At 62.4% G+C, this 17,719-nt stretch carries 19 protein-coding genes; 14 read left to right on the top strand and 5 right to left on the bottom strand.

The window, feature by feature from the left end:
* Positions 1–79: 79 nt before the first annotated feature.
* Entirely contained in the window at positions 80–976 is an 897-nt protein-coding gene (locus tag B3P22_RS11760; protein ID WP_296271084.1) for a LysR substrate-binding domain-containing protein, read from the bottom strand.
* A gap of 132 nt (positions 977–1,108) precedes the next feature.
* Here B3P22_RS11760 and B3P22_RS11755 point away from each other — a divergent pair, with 132 nt between their 5' ends.
* From B3P22_RS11755 to rpoS, 9 genes are all read left to right on the top strand, one after another.
* Positions 1,109–2,221 (top strand): S-(hydroxymethyl)glutathione dehydrogenase/class III alcohol dehydrogenase, encoded by a 1,113-nt coding sequence (locus B3P22_RS11755; protein WP_296271083.1) that lies wholly within the window; start codon positions 1,109–1,111, stop codon positions 2,219–2,221.
* A gap of 99 nt (positions 2,222–2,320) precedes the next feature.
* Positions 2,321–3,169: an S-formylglutathione hydrolase gene (gene fghA / locus B3P22_RS11750; protein WP_296271082.1), complete on the top strand. Its 849-nt coding sequence runs from the start codon at positions 2,321–2,323 to the stop codon at positions 3,167–3,169.
* A 110-nt stretch (positions 3,170–3,279) separates the two neighbouring features.
* Positions 3,280–3,753: a 2-C-methyl-D-erythritol 2,4-cyclodiphosphate synthase gene (ispF, locus tag B3P22_RS11745; protein WP_296271081.1), complete on the top strand. Its 474-nt coding sequence runs from the start codon at positions 3,280–3,282 to the stop codon at positions 3,751–3,753.
* Positions 3,750–4,808 carry a tRNA pseudouridine(13) synthase TruD gene (truD, locus tag B3P22_RS11740; protein ID WP_296271080.1) on the top strand — a complete coding sequence of 353 codons (1,059 nt, stop codon included), beginning with the start codon at positions 3,750–3,752 and terminating at the stop codon, positions 4,806–4,808. The genes ispF and truD overlap by 4 nt, the downstream gene beginning before the upstream one ends.
* A complete protein-coding gene (gene surE / locus B3P22_RS11735; protein ID WP_296271079.1) occupies positions 4,796–5,545 on the top strand; it encodes a 5'/3'-nucleotidase SurE in 750 nt (249 codons plus the stop codon). The genes truD and surE overlap by 13 nt, the downstream gene beginning before the upstream one ends.
* Positions 5,546–5,583: 38 nt before the next feature.
* The gene (locus B3P22_RS11730) at positions 5,584–6,219 is read left to right on the top strand and encodes a protein-L-isoaspartate(D-aspartate) O-methyltransferase (protein ID WP_161627115.1); all 636 of its coding nucleotides are present in this window, start codon (positions 5,584–5,586) and stop codon (positions 6,217–6,219) included.
* A 25-nt stretch (positions 6,220–6,244) separates the two neighbouring features.
* Positions 6,245–7,183 (top strand): DUF368 domain-containing protein, encoded by a 939-nt coding sequence (locus B3P22_RS11725; RefSeq protein WP_296271078.1) that lies wholly within the window; start codon positions 6,245–6,247, stop codon positions 7,181–7,183.
* Positions 7,184–7,231: 48 nt separating this feature from the next.
* Positions 7,232–8,110 (top strand): peptidoglycan DD-metalloendopeptidase family protein, encoded by an 879-nt coding sequence (locus B3P22_RS11720; protein ID WP_419096431.1) that lies wholly within the window; start codon positions 7,232–7,234, stop codon positions 8,108–8,110.
* Between the two features lie 101 nt (positions 8,111–8,211).
* Positions 8,212–9,219, top strand: a complete 1,008-nt coding sequence (rpoS, locus tag B3P22_RS11715) for an RNA polymerase sigma factor RpoS (RefSeq protein WP_197857862.1) — start codon at positions 8,212–8,214, stop codon at positions 9,217–9,219.
* Positions 9,220–9,671: 452 nt separating this feature from the next.
* Here the strand turns inward: rpoS and fdxA are convergent, their stop codons facing one another.
* Both fdxA and mutS read right to left on the bottom strand, forming a co-directional pair.
* Positions 9,672–9,995, bottom strand: a complete 324-nt coding sequence (gene fdxA, locus B3P22_RS11710) for a ferredoxin FdxA (RefSeq protein ID WP_013716392.1) — start codon at positions 9,993–9,995, stop codon at positions 9,672–9,674.
* 139 nt (positions 9,996–10,134) lie between these two features.
* Positions 10,135–12,702: a DNA mismatch repair protein MutS gene (gene mutS, locus B3P22_RS11705; RefSeq protein WP_296271076.1), complete on the bottom strand. Its 2,568-nt coding sequence runs from the start codon at positions 12,700–12,702 to the stop codon at positions 10,135–10,137.
* A 180-nt stretch (positions 12,703–12,882) separates the two neighbouring features.
* On the opposite strand from mutS, the gene B3P22_RS11700 reads away from it, so the two are divergent.
* The 3 genes from B3P22_RS11700 to recX all read left to right on the top strand — a co-directional run bounded on the left by B3P22_RS11700 (position 12,883) and on the right by recX (position 14,986).
* Positions 12,883–13,383, top strand: coding sequence for a CinA family protein (locus B3P22_RS11700; protein ID WP_197857864.1), 501 nt, complete (start codon positions 12,883–12,885; stop codon positions 13,381–13,383).
* A gap of 86 nt (positions 13,384–13,469) precedes the next feature.
* On the top strand, positions 13,470–14,513 hold the full coding sequence (recA, locus tag B3P22_RS11695) for a recombinase RecA (RefSeq protein WP_197857865.1): 1,044 nt from the start codon (positions 13,470–13,472) through the stop codon (positions 14,511–14,513).
* Positions 14,514–14,524: 11 nt separating this feature from the next.
* Positions 14,525–14,986: a recombination regulator RecX gene (gene recX / locus B3P22_RS11690; protein WP_197857866.1), complete on the top strand. Its 462-nt coding sequence runs from the start codon at positions 14,525–14,527 to the stop codon at positions 14,984–14,986.
* A gap of 4 nt (positions 14,987–14,990) precedes the next feature.
* Here recX and B3P22_RS11685 read toward each other — a convergent pair whose 3' ends face one another.
* A complete protein-coding gene (locus B3P22_RS11685) occupies positions 14,991–15,881 on the bottom strand; it encodes a DUF6685 family protein (protein WP_296271075.1) in 891 nt (296 codons plus the stop codon).
* Between the two features lie 144 nt (positions 15,882–16,025).
* On the opposite strand from B3P22_RS11685, the gene B3P22_RS11680 reads away from it, so the two are divergent.
* Positions 16,026–16,247 carry a DUF2835 domain-containing protein gene (locus tag B3P22_RS11680; protein ID WP_197857868.1) on the top strand — a complete coding sequence of 74 codons (222 nt, stop codon included), beginning with the start codon at positions 16,026–16,028 and terminating at the stop codon, positions 16,245–16,247.
* A gap of 87 nt (positions 16,248–16,334) precedes the next feature.
* Positions 16,335–17,357, top strand: coding sequence for a quinone-dependent dihydroorotate dehydrogenase (locus tag B3P22_RS11675; RefSeq protein ID WP_275547311.1), 1,023 nt, complete (start codon positions 16,335–16,337; stop codon positions 17,355–17,357).
* Between the two features lie 94 nt (positions 17,358–17,451).
* On the opposite strand, the gene rmf is transcribed toward B3P22_RS11675, so the two are convergent.
* On the bottom strand, positions 17,452–17,667 hold the full coding sequence (rmf, locus tag B3P22_RS11670; RefSeq protein WP_003244273.1) for a ribosome modulation factor: 216 nt from the start codon (positions 17,665–17,667) through the stop codon (positions 17,452–17,454).
* Between the last annotated feature and the right edge of the window lie 52 nt (positions 17,668–17,719).

Here is a 17,719-nt window from a genome sequence, read left to right as displayed (position 1 = left end):
GCGGTCGCCTCGCTCAAGTTTCGCCTCGGCTTGTGACATTCCATGACGGTTCAGCTGAGCGACAAGGTTGTTGCAGGGCTCAGGCGGGGGCGGCGTACTCAGCGCGCTGACTCAGCCCCAGGCGCAACGAGTCGATTAGCTGGCGAATCTTTGGCGAGAGATGGCGTTGCTGCGGGTAGATCGCCCAGACCGCGGTGTTGGGCGGGCGGTGCTGCTCCAGCAGGGAGATCAGTTGCCCGCTGCGCAGGTGTTCCAGTACGTAATAGTCCGGCAACTGGCACAGGCCGAACCCACGCAGCGCGGCGTCGAGCACGGCCTGGCCGCTGTTGCAGCGCCAGTTGCCTTGTACCCGCACCTGGGTTTCCCGGCCGTTCTCGGCAAAGCTCCAGTGCTCGCTGCTGCCAATCAGGCAGTTATGCCGGGCCAGCTCCGACAGCGAGTGCGGTCGGCCGTAGCGCTGCAAGTACTCGGGCGCGGCGCACAGGTACATTTCCCGAGGTGCCAGGCGTGCCGCCATCAGTCTCGAATCCTGCAGGCGCCCCAGGCGGATGGCCAGGTCGAGGCCTTCGTGCAGCAGGTCCAGTTGGCGGTTGGACAGCTCGATCTCTACACGCAGCTGCGGGTGGCGCGCCATGAAATCATTCACCAGCGGCACGATGAAGCGCTCGCCATAGGCCACCGCGCAGGTCATGCGCAGCAGTCCCTTGGGCTCCGCTCCGAGGTCGCCGACTGCTCGCAATGCCTCCTCGCGTGCATCCTGCAGGCGCTGGCAATGCTGCAGGAACAATTGGCCGGCCTCGGTCAGGGCCACCCGGCGCGTGCTGCGGTAGAACAGGCGACTTTGCAGGCGATCCTCCAGGCGCGCCACCTGCCGGCTGACCTGCGAGGTGGACAGCCCCAGTCGTTCCGCGGCGGCACTGAACTGGCCGCATTCTGCGACCGCGACGAACTCGTCGAGTCCTTCCCAGCGACTCATGGTTTGCTCCGGTGTCTGACGGATGAGCATATTATCCCTGTGTGGCAATAATGTTTTGATATCTGTTGAATTATCTCTTCTTGCCGTTGTTCTAGACTGCTCGGCACTTTCGCAACGCTCAGGAGAGCTTTCATGATCAAGTCCCGTGCTGCCGTCGCTTTCGCGCCCAACGAGCCGCTGAAGATCGTCGAGATCGATGTCGAGCCGCCGAAGGCCGGTGAAGTGCTGGTGCGCATCGTCGCCACCGGCGTTTGTCATACCGACGCCTACACCCTGTCCGGCCAGGACTCCGAAGGCGTATTCCCCTGCGTGCTGGGCCACGAGGGTGGTGGCATCGTCGAGGCGGTGGGGGAGGGTGTGACCTCGGTGAAGGTCGGCGACCACGTGATTCCGCTGTACACCGCCGAGTGCGGTGAGTGCAAATTCTGCAAATCGCAGAAAACCAACCTGTGCAGCTCGGTGCGTGCCACCCAGGGCAAGGGCCTGATGCCGGACGGCACCACCCGTTTCAGCTACAACGGTGAGCCGATCTATCACTACATGGGCTGCTCGACCTTCTCCGAATACACCGTGCTGCCGGAAGTTTCGGTTGCGGTGATCCCGAAGGAAGCGCCGCTGGACAAGGTCTGCCTGCTCGGTTGCGGCGTGACCACCGGTATCGGTGCCGTACTCAACACCGCCAAGGTCACCGAGGGCTCCACCGTGGCCATCTTCGGCCTGGGTGGCATCGGCCTGGCGGCGATCATCGGCGCCAAGATGGCCAAGGCTTCGCGCATCATCGGCATCGACATCAACCCGGCCAAGGAAGCCGTGGCGCGCGAGCTGGGCATCACCGATTTCGTCAACCCGAAGGAGCACGACAAGCCGATCCAGGAAGTCATCATCGAGATGACCGACGGTGGCGTCGATTACAGCTTCGAGTGCATCGGCAACGTGCAACTGATGCGCGCTGCGCTGGAGTGCTGCCACAAGGGCTGGGGCGAGTCGACCATCATCGGCGTGGCGCCAGCCGGTGCCGAGATCAGCACCCGTCCGTTCCAGCTGGTTACCGGTCGCGTCTGGCGCGGCAGTGCCTTCGGTGGGGTCAAGGGCCGTAGCGAGCTGCCGGGCTATGTCGAGAAGTCGCAGAAGGGCGAGATCCCGCTGGACACCTTCATCACCCACAACATGAGGCTGGACGAGATCAACGAAGCCTTCGAGCTGATGCACGAAGGCAAGAGCATCCGTACCGTCATCCATTTCTGATGAAACGCCGTGCGGCCTCATGGCCGCACGGATTCTCGCGGGGTGCGCTGTGCGCACCGCAACCCCTTGGTGCGCATGGCGCACCCTACGGAGCGGCTCATGACCCTCGAAATCGTTTCCAGCAACAAGAGCTTTGGCGGCTGGCACAAGCGCTATCGCCATCGCTCCAGCAGCCTGAACTGCGACATGGTGTTCGCCGTCTATCTGCCACCGCAGGCCGAGCAGGGCGCCAAGCTGCCGGTGCTGTACTGGCTGAGCGGCCTGACCTGTACCGATGAGAATTTCATGCAGAAGGCCGGCGCTCAGCGCATGGCGGCCGAGCTTGGTCTGATCATCGTCGCGCCGGACACCAGCCCGCGTGGTGACGGCGTGGCCGACGACGCCAATGGCGCCTATGACTTCGGCCTCGGCGCAGGTTTCTATGTCAATGCCACCCAGGAACCCTTTGCGCGCCACTACCGCATGTACGACTACGTGGTGCAGGAGCTGCCGGCACTGATCGAGGCCAACTTTCCCGTCTCGGACAAGCGTGGCATCGCCGGCCATTCCATGGGTGGTCACGGCGCGCTGATCTGCGCGCTGAAGAACCCTGGGCGCTACCGGTCGGTGTCGGCGTTCTCGCCGATCAGCAATCCGATGAACTGCCCCTGGGGCGAGAAGGCGTTTTCCCTGTACCTGGGTGAAGAGCGTTCGCGCTGGCGTGAGTGGGATGCCAGCGTGCTGATCGCCGAGGCTGAGGAGAAACTGCCGATCCTGGTCGATCAGGGCGATCGCGATGATTTCCTCGAAGGCCAGCTCAAGCCACAGGCACTGCAGGCCGCTGCCAAGGCCGCCGGGCATCCGCTGACGCTGCGCATGCAGCCTGGCTATGACCACAGCTACTATTTCATCGCCAGCTTCATCGACGAGCATCTGCGTCATCATGCGGCCGCGTTGCGGCAGCTTTAAGCGGCAAGCCACAAGCGGCAAGTAAAGCTTGGCCGCAGGCTTGGCTGCGCACAGGCCCTTGCAGCTTTCGGTTAGAATCACGCCCTGACTTTTTCAGGGCGTTGTTCTTTATGCGTATCGGTCATGGTTATGACGTACACCGCTTCGGCGAAGGCGATTTCATCACCCTCGGCGGCGTGCGGATTCCCCATAAGTTCGGACTTGTCGCTCACTCCGACGGCGACGTGCTGCTGCACGCGCTGAGCGATGCCCTGCTCGGCGCGGTGGCGCTGGGCGATATTGGCAAACATTTCCCCGATACCGATCCGACCTTCAAGGGCGCCGACAGCCGTGCGCTGCTGCGCCACGTAATGGGCTTGGTGCGGGCCAAGGGCTACGCGGTGGGCAATGTCGACGCCACCATCATCGCCCAGGCGCCGAAGATGGCGCCGCACATTCAGAGCATGCGCGAGCGCATTGCCGAAGACTTCGACATCGAGCTGGATCAGGTCAATGTTAAGGCCACCACCACCGAGAAGCTCGGCTTCACCGGGCGCGAGGAAGGTATTGCGGTGCATGCCGTGGCCTTGCTGGTCAAGGCATGAACGAGCTGCAGCTGCTGGGGCCGCGCGCGCATGGCCACGCCTGCGGGCGTGCTGTGCTCAAGGCCACGGCCGAAGATTTCCAGGTCGATGAAGTACTGGACATCCCGCTTACGGGCCAAGGTGAGCACCTATGGTTGTGGGTGGAAAAACGCGGCCTGAATACCGAAGAAGCGGCGCGGCGCATCGCCCGTGCCGCCGGTTTGCCGCTCAAGGCGGTCAGCTATGCCGGTCTCAAGGATCGCCAGGCGCTGACCCGGCAGTGGTTCAGCCTGCACCTGCCGGGCAAGGCCGACCCCGATCTTGCCGCCGCGCAGGGCGATGATCTGGTCATCCTGAGCAGCCAGCGGCATAACCGCAAGCTGCAACGCGGCGCCCATTCTGCCAATGGCTTCACCTTGCGCCTGACCGCGCTCCAGGCTGACCGTGATGCCCTTGAGCAGCGCCTGCAGCGTATCGCCGAGCAGGGCGTGCCGAATTACTTCGGCCTGCAGCGTTTCGGTTTCGATGGCGGCAATGTCGAGCAGGCGCGCGATTTTGCCTTGCGCCAGGAGCTACCGGTGCAGCGCAATCTGCGTTCGCGCCTGCTTTCAGCGGCACGCAGCTACCTGTTCAACCAGGTGCTGGCCAAGCGCGTGGCAGCCGGCACCTGGAACCAGGCGCAGGTCGGCGATTTACTGGCCTTTACTGGCAGTCGCAGTTTCTTCATGGCAGGCGAGGCTGAATGCCAAGACCCGCGCCTGGCCATTCTCGATCTGCATCCCACCGGGCCGTTGTGGGGTGACGGTGCGCTGCCGACCGGCGGTGCCACCCAGCAGTTGGAGCAAAGCGTCGCCGATGAGGCTACGCAACTGGTGCAGTGGCTGGTCAAGGCGGACATGGCGCACGAACGGCGCATTCTGCGCCTCCCCATTCAGAGCCTTACGTGGCATTATCCCGAGCCCGATATTCTGCAACTTGCATTCGTCCTGCCGGCCGGGTGTTTCGCCACCGTGGTGGTGCGCGAATTGCTCGATCTGGTGCCAGCAGGGCAGACGGATACTCCATGCGAATTCTGATTTCCAACGACGGGGGGGTGAACGCGCCCGGTATCGCCGCGTTGCACCAGGCGCTGGCCGGCTACGCCGAATGCGTGGTGATCGCCCCGGCCGAAGACAGGAGCGGTGCCAGCAGTGCGCTGACGCTCGACCGCCCGCTGCATCCGATGGCCCTCACCAACGGGTACATCAGCCTCAACGGCACGCCAACCGATTGCGTGCATCTGGGGCTTCACGGCTTGCTCGAGCAGACGCCGGACATGGTCGTCTCGGGCATCAACCTGGGCGCCAACCTGGGCGATGACGTGCTCTATTCCGGGACCGTCGCCGCCGCGCTGGAAGGTCGCTTCCTGAGCAAACCGGCGTTCGCCTTCTCGCTGCTGTCGCGGCTTCCCGATAATCTGCCCACTGCCGCCTATTTCGCCCGCAAGCTGGTCGAAGCGCACGAGCGTCTGGAGTTGCCGCCGCGCACCGTGCTCAACGTCAACGTGCCGAATTTGCCGCTCGAACATATCCGTGGCGTGCAACTGACCCGTCTCGGTCACCGCGCGCGCGCAGCAGCGCCGGTGAAGGTGGTCAACCCGCGGGGCAAGGAAGGCTACTGGATCGCGGCTGCTGGTGATGTCGAGGACGGCAGCCAGGGCACCGATTTCCATGCCGTGATGCAAGGCTATGTATCGATCACGCCGCTACGGCTCGATCGCACGTTCAATGAGGCTCTCGAAACTATGGATGGCTGGTTGGAGGGCATCTTCTGATGCGTGGACAGGACGACATGCAGCGCAGCGGGATCGGCATGACCTCGCAGCGCACCCGCGAACGATTGATCCAGCGCCTCTACGAGGAAGGGCTGTCCAACGCGCGGGTACTGGAAGTGATTCGCCGTACCCCGCGTCATCTGTTCGTCGATGAAGCGCTGGCGCACCGCGCCTATGAAGACACTGCGCTGCCCATCGGTCATAACCAGACCATTTCCCAGCCGTACATGGTCGGTCGCATGACCGAGCTTTTGCTGGCGGCCGGGCCGTTGGACAAGGTTCTGGAAATCGGTACCGGCTCCGGCTACCAGACCGCCGTACTGGCGCAACTGGTGGAGCGGGTGTTCTCGGTGGAGCGCATTCAGGTGCTGCAGGATCGTGCCAAGGAGCGTCTGGCCGAACTCAAGCTGCGCAACGTGGTCTTTCGCTGGGGAGACGGCTGGGAAGGCTGGAATGCGCTCGGCCCGTACAACGGCATCATCGTCACGGCGGCTGCGGCGCAGGTACCGCAGGCCCTGCTCGATCAGCTGGCACCGGGCGGACGCCTGGTCATTCCGGTGGGCAGCGGCGATGTGCAGCAATTGCTGCTGATCGTACGTGAAGAGGATGGTTTTTCCCGTCATGTGCTGGACGCGGTGCGCTTCGTGCCGCTACTCAACGGGCCGCTGGCCTGATCGCTTTATCGCTCTGGAAGGATCCATGAAGAAACATTTCCTGCTCTACGCCAAGGGTATGGCCATGGGCGCTGCCGATGTCGTGCCAGGCGTTTCCGGCGGCACCATCGCCTTCATCAGCGGCATTTACGACGAGCTGCTACGCTCCATCGCCGGTATTCCCGAAGCATTGCTGTTGCTGCTGCGCGGCCGCATCAAGGACGCCTGGCAGATGGCCAACGCGACCTTTCTCCTGGTGCTGTTCAGCGGCATTGTCACCAGTATCCTCACGCTCGCCCGCGTCATCACCTATTTACTGCACCATCATCCGATTCCGGTTTGGTCGTTCTTCTTTGGGCTGATTCTGGTATCCACCTATCTGGTCGGCCGCGAAATCGGGCGCTGGAACTGGAGCAGGGTGGTGAGCTTCGTATTCGGTCTGGCTTTCGCCTACTGGATCACCGTCGCGGCGCCCATGCAGTGGGGCAGTGACTTGCCGACCCTGTTCCTGGCCGGGGCCATCGCCATCTGCGCGATGATCCTGCCGGGCATTTCCGGCAGCTTCATCCTGCTGCTGCTCGGCCTTTATTCCGTGGTGCTGGGCGCGGTAAAGGACTTCAATCTCATGGTCCTGGCGGTTTTCGCCAGTGGGTGCCTGGTGGGCCTGCTCAGTTTCGCGCGTTTGCTCAGCTGGCTGCTGTCGCGCTGGCGCGACCTCAGTCTGGCGTTTCTCAGCGGGCTGATGCTCGGCTCGCTGAACAAGGTCTGGCCCTGGAAGGAAACGCTGACCTGGCGTGTCGACAGCAAGGGCGAGCAGGTGCCGCTGTTGCAGAACAATCTGCTGCCCGGGCAATTCGCCGACGTCAGCGGCCAGGATCCGCAGCTGCTATTCGCCGTGGCGCTGGCGCTAGGCGGTATCGTCTTGGTGCTGGGTCTGGAGTGGCTGGCAGGGCGTCGGCCAGTCGATGCTGGCCGCACCGAATAAATACGGCACAATGGGCGCCTTACACGGAATCATTCAGGGAGCGTTTGGGTGAGTTGCACCGTCCTTCACGTGCTAGTGCGCGCAGTCGCAGCCTTGCGCCTGCCGCTCGCCATCCTTGCCGCCTCGGCATTGGCCGGTTGCGTCAGTTCGCCTCCCGGGGGCGTGCAGGTGGTCGATCGCGGGCAGGGCCAGGGGCGTGCTCCGGTGGTCCAGCGCCAGCCCGTGCGCAACGGCCACTATGTCGTGCAGCGTGGCGATACCCTCTATTCCATCGCCTTTCGTTTCGGCTGGGACTGGAAGGCGCTGGCTGCGCACAATGGCCTGCGTGATCCCTACATCATTCGCGTTGGCCAGAAGATCCGTTTCGACAATCGCCCAGTCGCTAGCAGCCAGACAGTCGCCTCGACACCGCGCCCGGCCACCTCGCCGGTGGTCACCCGCCCGGTGCCGAGCCGTCCGCCGGTCGCCGTGACGGCCCCGCCTGCCACTCAGCCTGCTCGGCCACCTGTGGCTAATACTCCTGCGACCACGCCTGTAACCCCGGTAAGCCGCTCGGCCAGCGGTTGGTCCTGGCCGACACAGGGCGCGGTGATCAGTCGTTTTTCCTCAAACGGTAGTTTGAATAAAGGCATTGATATCGCCGGGGAATTAGGACAGCCTGTTTTAGCTGCGTCTGATGGATCGGTGGTGTACGCCGGGAGTGGTTTGCGGGGCTACGGCGAGTTGATCATCATCAAACACAGCGACACCTACGTAAGTGCTTACGGTCATAACCGCAGGTTGTTGGTACGGGAGGGGCAGCAGGTCAAAGCGGGGCAAAGCATTGCCGAAATGGGGTCCACAGGGGCCGACCGGGTGAAGCTGCACTTCGAGATTCGCCGCCAAGGTAAACCTGTCGATCCGCTGCAATATCTGCCACGTCGTTGATCCGCCGCTGACCCGTTCCATGGCGTAGGAGGGACGGGCTCAGGTATGGCCAGGACGGTTCCGCCAGAGTCTGTTGTCGAACTCAGCTAAGGACAACAACAATGGCTCTCATCAAAAAAGAAGCGCCGGAGTTTGACGTCGACGATGAGCTACTCCTGATGGAGTCCGGCATCGTTTTCGGCGAGGTTCAGGGCGATGAAGTGGAAGCACCGGTCGCGCGGCCCAAGGCCAAGAACGCCGCCCCTTCCAGGCAGCACAAGTACATCGATTACACCCGGGCGCTGGACGCCACTCAGCTTTATCTCAACGAAATCGGTTTCTCTCCCTTGCTCACTCCCGAAGAGGAAGTGCACTTCGCGCGCCTGGCGCAGAAGGGCGATCCTGCCGGGCGCAAGCGCATGATCGAGAGCAATCTGCGCCTGGTCGTGAAGATCGCCCGGCGTTACGTCAATCGCGGCCTTTCCCTGCTCGACCTGATCGAGGAGGGTAACCTGGGCCTGATTCGAGCCGTGGAGAAGTTCGATCCGGAGCGGGGGTTCCGTTTTTCGACTTATGCCACCTGGTGGATCCGCCAGACCATCGAACGTGCCATCATGAACCAGACGCGAACCATCCGTTTGCCGATTCATGTGGTCAAGGAACTCAACGTCTATCTGCGTGCGGCCCGCGAGCTGACTCAGAAGCTGGACCATGAGCCTTCCGCGGAAGAAATTGCCAACCTGCTGGAAAAACCGGTGGGTGAGGTCAAGCGAATGCTCGGCCTCAACGAACGCGTGTCCTCGGTGGACGTCTCGCTCGGTCCGGACTCGGACAAGACCCTGCTCGACACCTTGACCGATGACCGGCCGACCGACCCCTGCGAGCTGTTGCAGGACGATGATCTGTCGCAGAGCATCGATCAGTGGTTGTCAGACCTGACCGATAAGCAACGCGAGGTCGTTGTGCGTCGTTTCGGTCTGCGTGGGCATGAGAGCTGTACGCTGGAGGAGGTGGGCCAGGAGATCGGCCTGACTCGCGAGCGCGTGCGGCAGATTCAGGTCGAAGCGCTCAAGCGTCTTCGTGAAATTCTGGAGAAGAACGGCCTGTCCAGCGACGCATTGTTTCAATAAGGATTGCGCCTCGATGAAAAACCCGGCTTCGGCCGGGTTTTTTATGTGCTGTCGCGTAAGCCGTTGCTTACAACTGTTGTCAGTCTTTGTGCTGAAGTGGACTGATTTTAACCGACTAGTTCTTGTAATTATTTGTTTTTAAAGGAAATTAATTTTAATCGAACGGATTGAGCGCATTTCAGTCGGGTTGTGCGTGAGTCTGAAGTGGCTAATATCACACCCGTGCTCAGGGACAAGCGCAGGTCGCCAGGATGACGACCAGGAGTATCGCAAGAAGCGATTCATCAGGACGATGAGTTGGGAGACAAAGGGATTAGGGAATAAAAGTGGGCGGCGCGAGCCGCCCCTTTTTTTGTCCGCTATTTCTGACGCTACGCCGGGGCGGAATGTCGAAGTGGCTCCGTATAAAGCAAAAGACCCGCACATGGCGGGTCTTCGTGTTTCTGGCGAACTCAGCGCTCCAGATGCTGCAGCTTGTCCTTCACGCCATCCCACTCTTCGGCGTCCGGCAGCGCATCCTTCTTCTCGGTGATGTTCGGCCATACTTCGGCCAGGTCGGCGTTCAGCTCGATGAATTCCTGCTGATCCTCGGGTACCTCGTCCTCGGAGAAGATAGCCTGAGCCGGGCATTCCGGCTCGCACAGGGCGCAGTCGATGCACTCGTCCGGGTGAATGACCAGGAAGTTAGGGCCTTCGTAGAAGCAATCCACCGGGCAGACTTCCACGCAGTCGGTGTATTTGCACTTGATGCAGTTGTCGGTGACGACGAAGGTCATTCTGATTCTCTCCTCGGGGCGGCGGCCTGGGCTCTTTCTGCGAAGGGCTGCCAGGCGCTCTGTCTAAGGCCGCGGCTCAGGCTGTAAACCGGGCGGTCGTAAAATTGCGCGCGATTCTAGCAGTTTGTTGTTTGGAGCGTTAGATCTGCGTCTTCCATGTATATAACAGCTCGAGCGCTTTACGCGGAGTCAGATCATCGGGATTGATCTTGTCCAATTGCTCCAGCAGTGGATGTGGCGCACTGGCGAACAGGTCGCTCTGCATCGGTACCTGCGGCTGGCCGGGCTCCTGGCGTGGCAGGTCGTGCTGCAGGCTGGTGGCCTCCAGACGTGCCAGGTGCTCACGGGCCCGGCTGATCACCGTGCCCGGCACGCCCGCCAATTGTGCCACTGCAAGGCCATAGCTCTGGCTCGCCGGTCCGGGCTGGACGTGATGGAGGAAAACGATGCGCTCGTTGTGCTCGGTGGCCGAAAGGTGCACGTTGGCCACTACCGGCTCGCTTTCCGGCAATACCGTCAGCTCGAAGTAGTGGGTGGCGAACAGGGTGAAGGCACGCAGGCGCGCCAGGTGCTCGGCTGCCGACCAGGCCAGCGACAGGCCGTCGAAAGTGCTGGTACCACGACCGACTTCGTCCATCAATACCAGGCTGCGTTCGCTGGCGTTGTGGAGGATGTTGGCGGTTTCGCTCATCTCCACCATGAAGGTGGAGCGGCCGCCAGCCAGGTCGTCGCTCGAGCCGATCCGGGTGAAGATGCGGTCGACTAACGACAGTTCGCAGGCCGCTGCCGGCACGAAGCTGCCGATATGGGCCAGTAGCACGATCAGCGCGGTCTGGCGCATGTAGGTGGACTTACCGCCCATGTTCGGCCCGGTGATGACCAGCATGCGGCGGTTGTCGTCCAGGTCCAGGTCGTTGGCCACGAAGGGGGTGGTCAGCACCTGCTCGACCACCGGATGACGCCCCTGGTCGATGCGCATGCACGGCTCGTCGACGAAGCGCGGGCGGTTCAGGTCGAGGTTCAGCGCGCGCTCGGCCAGGTTGCTCAGCACGTCCAGTTCGGCCAGGGCCGCGGCGCTGTCCTGCAGTGGGGCGAGGTGGCCAATCAGCCTCTCGAGCAGTTCGTCGTAGAGCATCTTCTCGCGCGCCAAGGCGCGGCTCTTGGCCGACAATGCCTTGTCTTCGAACTCTTTGAGCTCCGGGGTGATGAAACGCTCGGCACCTTTGAGCGTTTGCCTGCGGATGTAATCGGCCGGGGCGGACTCGGCCTGTTTGGTCGGCAGCTCGATGAAGTAACCGTGCACGCGGTTGTAACCGACCTTGAGGTTGGCCAGGCCGGTACGGGCTTTCTCGCGTGCCTCCAGATCCATGAGGAACTGGCCGGCGTTCTCGCTCATCGACTGCAGCTCGTCCAGTTCGGCGTCGAAGCCAGTCTTCAACACGCCGCCATCGCGAATGACTGCCGGCGGATTGTCGATGATGGCGCGGGACAGCAGGTCGGCCAGCTCAGGGTAGGTGGCAACGGTAGTGGCGAGTTGTTGCAGGTGCGGTGTGTCCAGCGAGGTCATCGCCTGTTGCAGCTCGGGCAGCGCAGCCAGGGCATCGCGCAGGCGAGCCAGATCGCGCGGGCGAGCGTTGCGCAGGCCGATGCGGGCAAGGATGCGTTCCAGATCGCCGATTTCCTTGAGCTGCGGCTGCAGCGTCTCGAAGCGGTAACCGTCGAGCAGGCAGGTGATGGCGTTCTGACGCGCCTCCAGCACCGCGCGGTCGCGCAGCGGACGGTTCAACCAGCGGCCCAGCAAGCGGCTGGCCATGGCGGTCTGGCAGCGATCCATGACCGATTGCAGGGTGTTGTCGCGGCCACCTGAAAGGTTGATGTCCAGCTCCAGGTTGCGGCGGCTGGCGCCGTCGAGGATCACCGTGTCGTCCAGGCGCTCATGGCGCAGGCTGCGCAGGTGCGGCAGGGCGGTGCGTTGGGTTTCCTTGGCATAGGCCAGCAGGCAGCCGGCGGCGCCGATGGCCAGGGTCAGGTTCTCGCAGCCGAAGCCCTTCAAGTCCTGGGTGCCGAACTGCTGGCACAGGCTCTTGAAGGCGCTGTCGCGGTCGAAATCCCAGGGCGCGCGGCGTCGCGAGCCCTTGCGCTTCTCGGCGGGCAGGCCCTGTGGCCAGTCGTCCGGGATCAGTAGTTCGGCGGGGCTCAGGCGCTCCAGTTCGGCCAGCAGGTTTTCCCAGCCCTTGATTTCCTGAACGCTGAAGCGGCCGCTGGTGATGTCCAGCACGGCCAGGCCGAACAGTCGCTCGTCACCGAGGACGGCAGCCAGCAGGTTGTCGCGATGTTCGTCGAGCAAGGCTTCGTCGCTGATGGTGCCGGGAGTGATGATGCGCACCACCTGGCGCTCCACCGGCCCCTTGCTGGTGGCCGGGTCGCCGATCTGCTCGCAGATCACCACCGATTCGCCAAGTTTGACCAGCTTGGCCAGATAGCCTTCAACCGAGTGGAAGGGGATGCCGCACATTGGGATCGACTGGCCGGCCGACTGACCGCGAGCGGTCAGGGTGATGTCCAGCAGCTTCGCCGCCTTCTTCGCGTCTTCATAGAAAATTTCGTAGAAGTCACCCATGCGATAGAACATCAACTGGTCCAGGTGCTGGTTCTTCAGCTTCCAGTACTGCTGCATCATTGGGGTGTGTGCGGAGAGATCGGTCATGCCGGGCCTTACGTGCGGTGGGTATGACGAAACGGGGAATCTTCCCATACTTCGCCTTTGCCGTGGACCCCGAAACGCCGGCGATATCGCTGGTCGCTGTGTTGTGCCGGTTGTCGGTCATGGCCATTTCCACTGCTGGCGCAAGATGTGTAGGGTGGGGCACTCGATAAGGAGGCGAACATGGACAGAATCAGTCAGTTGGCCGAGCAGCTCGGCCAGGCGCTGAAGGTGCAGGCCGCTCAGGTCAGCACTGCAGAATCGTGCACCGGTGGCGGTATTGCCGAGGCGATTACCCGCATACCGGGTAGCTCGGCCTGGTTCGAGGCTGGATACGTGACTTACTCCAACGCACAGAAAACCAGGCAACTGGAAGTCTGCGCCGAGCTTTTCGCCAGCGTCGGCGCGGTCAGTCAGGAGGTAGTGGAAGCCATGGTGCGGGGTGCCCAGGGGCACAGCGGGGCACGCTACGCTGTTGCCGTCAGTGGCGTGGCGGGTCCGGATGGCGGCTCGCCGGAGAAGCCGGTCGGTACTGTCTGGTTGGCCTGGGGAGACGGCGAGCGCCTTTACAGCGTGCGCAAGCAGTTTGCCGGAGGTCGCGACGAGGTACGCCGACAAACGGTCGAGGCCGCGCTGGCCGGTCTTCTGCGCCTGTTGGCAGAGGAAAATCCGGCATTGGGGTAGGCGGGCGACTTGCCCTGTGGAATAATACTGGCTACTTATACAGTTGTTGGCGGCCGCTTAGGCCCTTGTGAATACGTGAGGATGTAATGGACGAGAACAAGAAGCGCGCTTTGGCGGCTGCCCTGGGTCAGATCGAGAAGCAGTTCGGCAAGGGCGCGGTCATGCGCATGGGCGATCATGAGCGTCAGGCGATCCCGGCCATTTCCACCGGCTCGCTGGGTCTGGATATTGCCCTGGGCATTGGCGGTTTGCCGAAAGGCCGTATTGTCGAGATCTACGGTCCTGAATCCTCCGGTAAGACGACCCTGACCCTGTCGGTTATCGCCGAAGCGCAGAAGCTGGGCGCCACCTGCGCCTTCGTCGACGCCGAGCATGCGCTGGATCCGGATTATGCCGGCAAGCTCGGTGTCAACGTCGATGACCTGCTGGTATCGCAGCCGGACACCGGCGAGCAGGCGCTGGAAATCACCGACATGCTGGTGCGCTCCAATGCCATCGACGTGATCATCGTCGACTCCGTGGCAGCGCTGGTACCCAAGGCAGAAATCGAAGGCGAAATGGGCGACATGCACGTCGGCCTGCAGGCCCGACTGATGAGCCAGGCGCTGCGCAAGATCACCGGCAACATCAAGAACGCCAACTGCCTGGTGATCTTCATCAACCAGATCCGTATGAAGATCGGCGTGATGTTCGGTAGCCCGGAAACCACCACCGGTGGTAACGCGCTGAAGTTCTACTCCTCGGTCCGTCTGGACATCCGCCGCACGGGTGCGGTGAAGGAAGGCGAAGAAGTAGTGGGCAGCGAAACCCGCGTGAAGATCGTCAAGAACAAGGTCGCACCGCCGTTCCGTCAGGCCGAGTTCCAGATCCTGTATGGCAAGGGCATCTACCGTAACGGCGAGATCATCGATCTGGGCGTGCAGCAGGGCCTAGTCGAGAAATCGGGCGCCTGGTACAGCTATCAGGGCAACAAGATCGGTCAGGGCAAGGCCAATGCCGCCAAGTACCTGGAAGAAAATCAGGCTGTGGCCCGCGAGATCGAGGGCCAGATTCGCCAGAAGTTGCTGGTCAGCAGCGCTCCGGCGAAAGCCTCCGCCGACGATCTGGCTGACGCAGAAGTCGACTTCTAAGCCCTCAACGCATGACCGTCGTACTGGATAACCCGCTCGCCGTCAGGCGAGCGGCCATGGATCTGCTGGCGCGACGTGAGCATGGCCGCGTCGAGCTGACGCGCAAGTTGCGCAAGCGCGGCGCTCCCGAAGAGATGATCGAGACTGCCCTGCAGCGCTTGTCGGAAGAGGGGCTGCTGTCGGAAGCCCGCTATCTGGAGAGCTTCGTCGCCTACCGGGCGCGTGCCGGTTATGGTCCGCAGCGTATCCGCGAAGAGCTCGGCCAGCGTGGGCTGGCGCGCAGCGATATCGATCAGGCGCTGCGCGAAAGTGGTATCGACTGGTTCGAGCAACTGCGTGAAACCTGGCAGCGCAAGTTCTCCGGTCGGCTTCCCGGCGATGCTCGCGAACGTGCCCAGCAGGGCCGATTTCTGGCTTACCGTGGTTATTCGCTGGATATGATCGGGCGTTTGCTGCGCGGTTGTGATGAGTAGTTCGTCACTCCGCGTCTTCAGGTTGAACGCTCATCTTGTGTAGATGCTCCGGTACGTCGGGAGCGCCGGCCAGACGCAAACCTTCGCCCAAAGCCGTGGCGTCATGGTGCTCCTTGGGCAGCATGAGGAATTCCGGTGTACCGGCTTTCTTCAGCAATGACAGTCGCGCGTAGGGGATGGCATTGTCCAGCAGCAGCCCCATGAAGCTTGGATCGCTCCAGGCGGCCTCGGGCATGGCCAGTACGTGATAACGACTCTGCAGGTCATTCAGGCCTGTTTCGTTCAATCGATAACGCACCAGATTGGCTGGCAGTTGCACGTCCAGCCCGCGTCGGCGTGCGTAGGCGATCGCTCCGGCGAACGACTCGCCTTGCGTTTCACCTGACCAGAAGGTGCGTGAGCCTCGCCAGTTGGCCTGGCGCAGTTCGATCGGCTCTCCAGCGAGAAAGCGCGGCAACGCCAGGCTGATGGTTCTGACGAAATCCTTGTAGCTGATGATGCGCACCTGCTTGCAGTGTTCGCTCGCGGCATAGTCTTCGAAGCATGCATAGCTTGGTGCGGGAGTGGCGCAGGCGAAACCATCGATCATGCGCAGATCGAAGGTTGGCAGGTGCTGAGTTTGTGCCTCCACTACCTGAGTCAGGGCTGCGTGGGCCTGGGCCTTGTCTTCCTGTACCGGGCCGGAGAGCGCACCGCGCGGCAGATTGAGTAGAAGCTGCAATTGCGGGCCCTGGTGCCAGCAGATGCTTTCGACCATCGCGGGTAGCGGTTTGAACGGCAAGCGCAGGGCACTAGCTCTGGCAAAAATCTGCCGTGAGCCACGGCCGAGCAAGCCCATGCGTTGAGCAAGAGCGGCCAGGCGGCTGCTGAGGGTTGAAGATTCGGACAGGCTCATGGCCGGCAGATCGCTCCTGAAGCGTCTACTGCAGTGTGGCAGACGCGGACGACTGTTGCCCATAAAGCGTAGCGCGGCGTAAGAGCGCCAGCTGCTGTGCAGGTCTGTGGCAAAATAGCCGCATTCATTTGCGAGGATGCCTCCATGCCCAGCTTGGTGCTGGATATTGCGTTATCGGCCGAACGATTGCAGGCCATCTACCGTGGCCATGCCAACCGCATTATGGCGCAAAGCCGTGACGGGCGCCGGGTCAGTTTGCCGGCCCACCATCTGCGGCCGTATCTGACTCATACCGGCATTCATGGTTCCTTCGTGCTGGAATTCAACGATACCGGTGAGTTGCTGAGCTTACGCCCTTTGGACTGATCTGGCGCGCTTGCCTCGCGCAGGCGATGCCTGCGCAGCTATAATCGCCGGCCTGCCAACCCTCTACCTGTCGAGCTGAGCCTGCCCATGTACTCCCTGGCCCGCGAGCTGTTGTTCAAACTGTCCCCGGAAACCTCTCACGAGCTGTCCATCGATCTGATCGGTGCCGGTGGCCGGCTGGGGCTCAATGGCCTGCTGACCAAGGCGCCGGCCAGCCTGCCGGTGAACGTGATGGGCTTGCAGTTCGCCAATCCGGTCGGTCTGGCGGCGGGGTTGGACAAGAACGGCGATGCCATTGATGGCTTCGCTCAGCTCGGCTTCGGCTTCGTCGAGATCGGCACCGTGACGCCGCGTCCGCAGCCGGGTAACCCCAAACCGCGGCTGTTCCGTCTGCCGGAGGCCGAGGCGGTGATCAATCGCATGGGGTTCAACAACCACGGCGTCGATCACCTGCTCGCTCGGGTCCGGGCAGCCAAGTTCAAGGGGGTGCTGGGTATCAACATCGGCAAGAACTTCGACACCCCGGTTGAACGCGCGGTGGACGATTACCTGGCCTGTCTGGACAAGGTCTACGCCCACGCCAGCTATGTCACCGTCAACGTCAGCTCGCCGAATACTCCGGGGCTGCGCAGCCTGCAGTTCGGTGACTCGCTCAAGGAGCTGCTCGAGGCGCTGCGTCGTCGCCAGGAGGATCTGGCACAGGAACACGGCAAGCGCGTACCGCTGGCGATCAAGATTGCCCCGGACATGAGCGACGAAGAAACCGCGCTGGTGGCATCGGCCCTGCTGGGCGCCGACATGGATGCGGTGATCGCCACCAACACCACGCTCAGCCGTGAAGGCGTCGAAGGGCTGGCTCATGGCGACGAGGCCGGCGGCCTGTCGGGCGCGCCGGTGCGTGACAAGAGCACGCACATCGTCAAGGTGCTGGCTGGCGAGTTGTCTGGCCGTTTACCGATCATCGCGGTAGGCGGTATCACCGAGGGTAGGCACGCAGCGGAGAAGATCGCTGCGGGGGCGAGCCTGGTACAGATCTATTCGGGATTCATCTATAAGGGGCCGGCGCTGATCCGCGAGGCCGTGGATGCGATTGCCGCGCTGCGTAAATAAGCTGCGTAAATAAATAGGGCTCCCGAAGGAGCCCTTGGGCTTGCGCCCGCCGCCCGGAGGGGGTCGGCTTGGTGAAGTCGGGAGTGATCCTGTATTAGCCGACAGCGTGAAGTTCGTTGAGTCGATGAATACCGGCTGTGCCGGTCAGCCCATCCCAGTTGTCGCCACGGCCCTCACGCCAGCCATTGAGCCAGGCCTGACGAACCGAAGGTAGGGTAAAGGGGCAGAGTTCGCGGGATTTACCATTGATGCCGTATTGATAGCCGCGCAAAAAAGCTCTTTCTAACGGATCACGCTTAAGTCTTCTCATAGGGTGTTGCCCTCACTGTTGACTGTTATGTCCCGTTGGCCTTGTAGCAAGG

This window comes from Pseudomonas sp. UBA6323, assembly GCF_002439135.1.
Classification (GTDB): Bacteria; Pseudomonadota; Gammaproteobacteria; order Pseudomonadales; family Pseudomonadaceae; genus Aquipseudomonas.
Note: the sequence above shows the minus strand (reverse complement) of the source record. Positions and strands in the feature narration are given on the sequence as shown.